This is a genomic window from Protofrankia sp. Cj5, assembly GCF_917627405.1.
GTDB lineage: Bacteria > Actinomycetota > Actinomycetes > Frankiales > Frankiaceae > Protofrankia.
Genome location: NZ_CAKJTO010000185.1, coordinates 1 through 5,348, shown reverse-complemented (window position 1 = coordinate 5,348; position 5,348 = coordinate 1). Strand labels below are relative to the sequence as shown.

General features: G+C 70.5%; 6 protein-coding genes. 4 read left to right on the top strand and 2 right to left on the bottom strand.

Annotation, left to right across the window (positions count from 1 at the left end; all coding sequences use genetic code 11):
- Both MJ777_RS22160 and tatB read left to right on the top strand, forming a co-directional pair.
- A partial coding sequence (locus tag MJ777_RS22160; protein WP_239377678.1) for a S1C family serine protease occupies positions 1 to 853 on the top strand: 853 nt, incomplete at its 5' end.
- A gap of 190 nt (positions 854 to 1,043) precedes the next feature.
- Positions 1,044 to 1,622, top strand: a complete 579-nt coding sequence (gene tatB, locus MJ777_RS22155) for a Sec-independent protein translocase protein TatB (RefSeq protein WP_239377677.1) — start codon at positions 1,044 to 1,046, stop codon at positions 1,620 to 1,622.
- Positions 1,623 to 1,824: 202 nt separating this feature from the next.
- Here tatB and MJ777_RS22150 read toward each other — a convergent pair whose 3' ends face one another.
- On the bottom strand, positions 1,825 to 2,967 hold the full coding sequence (locus MJ777_RS22150; protein WP_239311099.1) for an Mrp/NBP35 family ATP-binding protein: 1,143 nt from the start codon (positions 2,965 to 2,967) through the stop codon (positions 1,825 to 1,827).
- 200 nt (positions 2,968 to 3,167) lie between these two features.
- Between MJ777_RS22150 and MJ777_RS22145 the strand changes: the two genes are divergently transcribed.
- Positions 3,168 to 3,677 (top strand): MarR family winged helix-turn-helix transcriptional regulator, encoded by a 510-nt coding sequence (locus tag MJ777_RS22145; RefSeq protein WP_239311100.1) that lies wholly within the window; start codon positions 3,168 to 3,170, stop codon positions 3,675 to 3,677.
- On the opposite strand, the gene MJ777_RS22140 is transcribed toward MJ777_RS22145, so the two are convergent.
- A complete protein-coding gene (locus tag MJ777_RS22140) occupies positions 3,665 to 4,570 on the bottom strand; it encodes a PHP domain-containing protein (protein ID WP_239345759.1) in 906 nt (301 codons plus the stop codon). The two genes, MJ777_RS22145 and MJ777_RS22140, sit on opposite strands and share 13 nt — an antisense overlap.
- 221 nt (positions 4,571 to 4,791) lie before the next feature.
- Here MJ777_RS22140 and MJ777_RS22135 point away from each other — a divergent pair.
- A partial coding sequence (locus tag MJ777_RS22135) for an alkaline phosphatase (RefSeq protein WP_370652815.1) occupies positions 4,792 to 5,348 on the top strand: 557 nt, incomplete at its 3' end.

The following is a 5,348-nucleotide window of genomic DNA, read 5'->3' as shown; positions in this document are numbered from 1 at the left end:
ATCATCAGGTGGGACAGGCTACATACTGACCAACAACCACGTTGTCGCCGGGGCCGCCGTCGGGGCACGGGTCTCGGTGACCTTGTACAGGGAGCTGCGGCAGATTTCGGCGGAGATCATCGGACGTGACCCCAAGACCGATCTCGCCGTCATCCGGATTCCGGCGACAAGCCCGCTACCCGCCGCGGCGTTGGGGCGTTCCGGCTCGCTCGTGGTCGGTGCGCCGCTGGTGGCCATCGGCGCGCCGCTGGGATTGGCCGGAACGGTGACAACGGGTATTGTCAGCGCGCTTGACCGTAACCCAACGGTGCCGGCGGAGTCCGGGGGCGAGTCGGTCCTCATCGGCGCGATTCAGACCGACGCGGCCATCAATCCCGGCAATTCCGGCGGCGCGCTGCTGGACGGGCGTGGTCAGGTCGTCGGCATCACCACCGCGATCGCGGCCGTGCCCGGTTCCCGCGCCGAGCATGGTGCGTCCGGGAACATCGGCGTGGGCTTCGCCATCCCGATCGACTATGCGAGGTCGGTGGCCGACGAGATCATCAGTACCGGCCGGGCCACCCATCCTGATGTCGGCGTGTCCGCTGGGACGATCACCCCGGATGACGCGGCGGCGATCGGGACCTCTCCCGGCGCGCTCATCCGCGGGGTGACGCGGGGCGGGCCCGCCGATGTGGTCGGACTGCGTCCGGGAGACATCATCACCAAGGTCGACGGAGCCGCTATCGGGAACACCAACGACCTGATCGCGGCGATCCGGGTGCACCGGATCGGCGACCGGGTCACCCTCACGTTCGAGCGCGATCACAAGACCCATGAGGTCGAGCTGGCCCCCCAGGAACAGCGCGACTGAGAGCCTTTTTGAATCTTGGGTTCGGACCGCGACGCCGCGTCCGGCTGGTTCCCGGCAAGGTTGCCGGTGTTGCGGCCGCGCTGAGCGGAACGCATCCGGGCCGGCGGGCCGGTGGGCCGGTGGGCCCGCGAAGGGAGGCGACCGGTCCGGAGCTGTTCCGTTGATCGCGGTTGCGAGGTAGTGTGGGGCCGTGTTCAATGGCGTCGGCTGGGGCGAGGTCGCTGTCCTGCTGCTGATCGGTCTGTTCGTGTTTGGCCCGGAGCGGTTGCCGAAGGTGGCCCGTGAGGCCGGTCAGATGCTGCGTCAGTTCCGGCAGATGGCCGCGGGCATGCGCGAGGAGCTGCGCTCCGAGCTTGGTCCGGAGATTGCCGATCTTGACCTGAGTACCCTGCATCCCAAGACGTTCGTCCGCAAGCACCTGTTCGACGATGAGGACCCGCTGCTTCCGTCGTACCTGTCCAAGCGGACGTCGTTCGACAAGATGCTCTTCGACGACGACGCGGAGGCACCTCCGGTGCCTGGTGGTGAGCGGGCTCGGCCCCGGCTCTCCTACGACGACATGCAGGCGGGGCCCGCGGCAGCCGTCAAGCCACCGTCGTTGACGAAATCCCCCATCCTGACCAAGGCTACCCACAAGGCCGTCTCGACCGGGAGCAGGGCTGCCATCCCCTCGGACCGAGGTCAGGCCACGACCGCGGCACCTGTTACCCGCGGGGCGGCCACCGCCGAGACACCGGCGGTGACCCCTTTTGACACCGACGCAACCTGACTGACCCGGCGCCCGAGCTGACTGACCCGGCGCCCGAGCTGACTGACCCGGCGCCCGAGCGTCCGAATGTCCGGTCGGCCGGACATGCCCGGAACGTCCGGCCGACCACCAGTGGCCTTGCCAGCGGCCGCCCGGACGCGGCTCCCTGCTCGAACGACGAGATCGAACAACGACTGCTGAAACATGCCGTAGAGCGACCAGCTCAGCTCCGGCGGGTCGGGGTGAGGCCCAGGGATCGACCGGCCAGCCCGCGTGAGCGCGATGACAGGCGCTCGGCCACTTCCCGCAGGATCTTCGAGGCTTCACAGTCCGGATCCGCGGTCACCAGCGGGACGCCGGAGTCGCCGCCTTCGCGCAGCCGGACGTCGATGGGCAGCTGCGCCAACAGCGGCACGTCGTGCCCGAGCACCCGGGTCAGGCGTTCGGCTACCGCCGCGCCGCCACCGGAGCCGAAGACGTCCACCCGGCCGGCACAGTGCGGGCAGGGCAACCAGGCCATGTTCTCCACCACGCCGACGACGTTCTGCCGGGTCTGGACGGCGACCGTGCCGGCCCGTTCGGCGACCTCGGTGGCGGCGAGCTGCGGGGTGGTCACGACGAGGAGCTCGGAGGACGGCACCAGCTGCGCCAACGAGATCGCGATGTCGCCGGTGCCCGGTGGCAGGTCGAGCAGCAGGACGTCGAGATCCCCCCAGAACACGTCCGAGAGGAACTGTTCCAGTGCACGGTGTAGCATTGGTCCGCGCCAGGTGACCGGTTCGTTGCCCCGGGTGAACATGCCGGTGGAGATCACCTTCACGCCGTGCGCCTGTGGCGGCATGATCATTTTTTCGACCTGGGTGGGGAGACGGTCGACTCCGAGCATCCGGGGGATCGAATGCCCGTAGATGTCGGCGTCCAGCACGCCGACCGAGAGCCCGGAGCGAGCCATCGAGGCGGCCAGGTTGACCGTCACCGACGACTTGCCGACGCCGCCCTTTCCGCTGGCCACGCCATAGACTCTGGTCAGCGAGCCAGGCTGCGCGAACGGGATCGACCGGGTCGCCGTCCCCCCTCGTAGCTTCGTGTGCAGGGCGGCGCGCTGCTCGGCGCTCATGACCTCGAGGCGGACCCGCACGGACCGCACGCCCGGTACCGCGGTGACCGCACGCTCGACCCGGCTGGTGATCTCCTCGCGCATCGGGCAACCGGAGACAGTCAGGAGCACCACGACATCCACGGTGTCGTCGGTGACGCGAACTGATTCGATCATGTCCAGTTCGGTGATGGGACGCCCGATCTCAGGGTCGAGCACTGTCGCGAGAGCTGCCTGGATCGCGTCCGCGCCAGGCCGGGAAGCAGACAAGAGAAAACCTCGACCGGTCGGTGTGGTGCGTGCGGCTCACGCCGCCACGCCTGCGCCTCCACCATAGCCGCCCGTCCCGGTCGAACGCGCCCGGTGCGGCCAGATCTTGATCATTTCCGCCGGCTGGCCGAAATGTCGATCGTCTGACATCCTCAGCGGGCTCCCTCGCGGCCCTGTACGGGCGACGTAATCTGATCCACGTGACGGTCGACGAGCGGACAGCGGAGCAGGAATCGCCGATTGACCCGCGATCACTGCGGGCATGGCGCCAGTTCCTGCGGGCTCATTCGTACGTCATCCGGCAGCTGGAGACCGATCTCGAATCCGAGCACCATCTGCCCTTGGCCTCCTTTGACGTGCTGGTCCAGCTGTCCGAAGTACCAGATGGCGCCCTGCGCATGAACGAGCTGGCGGAGGCGGTCCTGCTGTCCCGCAGCGGCCTGACACGGCTGGTCGACCGGCTGGAACGCGACGGCCTGGTCGAACGGCGGTCCTGCCCGTCCGACGCCCGGGGGACGTTCGCGACCCTCACACCTGAAGGCCGCAAGCGGTTGCGGGCGGCCTCCCAGACCCACCTCGCCGGTGTCTCGAAGCACGTCACCAGCCACTTCAACCCGGACGAGCTGGACGTGCTCGCCGATCTGCTGAGCCGCCTCGATCCCCGGGCCGCCACGCCGCCGCCCGGCGGCGGGTGCGGTCAGGGCGCCTGACCGCACCCGGGCGGTGCCGAGGCTGGTCCGGTCAACGGCCGCGCCCCGTGCGCGCCGGCGATGAGCGCCTCGTACGCCTGCTCGCTTGTTGTCTCCGCACCGAGGGGCTGGGGCTTGCTCGGCCCGTGGAAGTCGCTGGCGCCGGTGACGATCAGGCCGAGGTCGGTGGCGAGCTGGCGGAGCTGGCTCCGCTCCCGCGGCCGGTGATCGGGATGGTCCACCTCGAGGCCGTGCAGGCCCGCCCTTGCCATGGCCGCGATCACCGCTGGGCCGATGGTCGCACCGCGCCTGCTCGCGTACGGGTGGGCCAGTACGCTGACCCCGCCCGCGTCGCGGACCAGCCGGAGCGCCTCCATGGCGTCGGGCTCATCCCGGCCCGCCCAGTACCGGCCACCGGGGCCGATCCAGGCAGGGGTGAACGCGGCCTCGATGGAGCCCACGAGCCCAGCCTCGACGAGGGCCTCAGCTATGTGCGGGCGTCCGATCACACCGTCGGCTCGGGCGGACACCTGTTCCCAGCACACGGGATGGCCGTCGGCAGCCAGTTTCTCCACTATCCGGCGGGCGCGGGTGACCCGGCCGGCGCGTAGCCGGGCGCGGACGGCGGCGAACACCGGTTCGGTGGCGTCGAACAGGTAGGCGAGCAGGTGCAGGCTTACCCAGCGGTGCTGGTCGGCCCGTATCCCGCAGGAGATCTCCGCGCCCGGGAGCAGGGTCAGCCCGGCAGGCAGCACGGCGGCGGCCTCGGCCAGGCCCGACGTGGTGTCGTGGTCGGTGAGGGCGACCACGGCCAGGCCGGCCGCGGCCGCGAGGCTGACGACTTCGGCGGGGCGGCACAGCCCGTCCGACGCCGTCGAGTGCGTATGAAGATCGATTAATTCGGTCGTGGTCACTGGGCACCCGCCTGGAGCCGCTCGCCGTAGCCGGCTCGATCACGCACCGCGCACCCCGGCTCTCGCAAGACACCTCCGCTTTCCCGGCCCCATCCGGAGCGGCTGTCCAGCACGGTGGCTGCCCAGCACGATAGCCGCGTCCCCGTTGCCGCCGCTTTCATTCACATTCGTGGCGCGCGGTCTTCCGGCCGGGGGCATGAGCCGGCTAACGTCCTGGTGCTGTGAGGAATTCCAGCGGGCCAGCGGCGGCGACCCGGCGCGGCTTTCTCGCGGGCGGGGCTGTGCTGCTGACCGCGGTGGGCTGTTCCGGCGGCGGGTCCGGCGGCGGGTCCGGCGGCGCTGCCACCGCGCGCCCGAGCCTGCGGCCCGCGACCGCGATACCCGGCGTCGGGGACGGCGTGTTCGCTCTCGGGGTCGCCAGCGGGGACCCGCTGCCCGACAGTGTGATCATTTGGACGAGGCTGGCGCCGGCGGCCGGCGTCGCGAGCCTGCCCGCGCGTGACATCCCAGTGGACTGGCAGCTCGCCACCGACGACCGGTTCACCGATGTCGTGGCGGTGGGGACGCAGACCGCCACCCCGGGGTCGGCGCACTCGGTGCACGTCGACGTCCGTGGCCTGCAGCCGGCCCGGGTGTACTTCTACCGGTTCCGTGCCGGGACAGTGATCAGCCCGGTCGGCCGGACCCGTACCGCGCCGGCCGCCGGTGCCGGCACGTCCACGCTGAGTTTCGCGCTGGCCAGCTGCCAGGACTTCCAGAACGGCTACTGGCCGGCGTA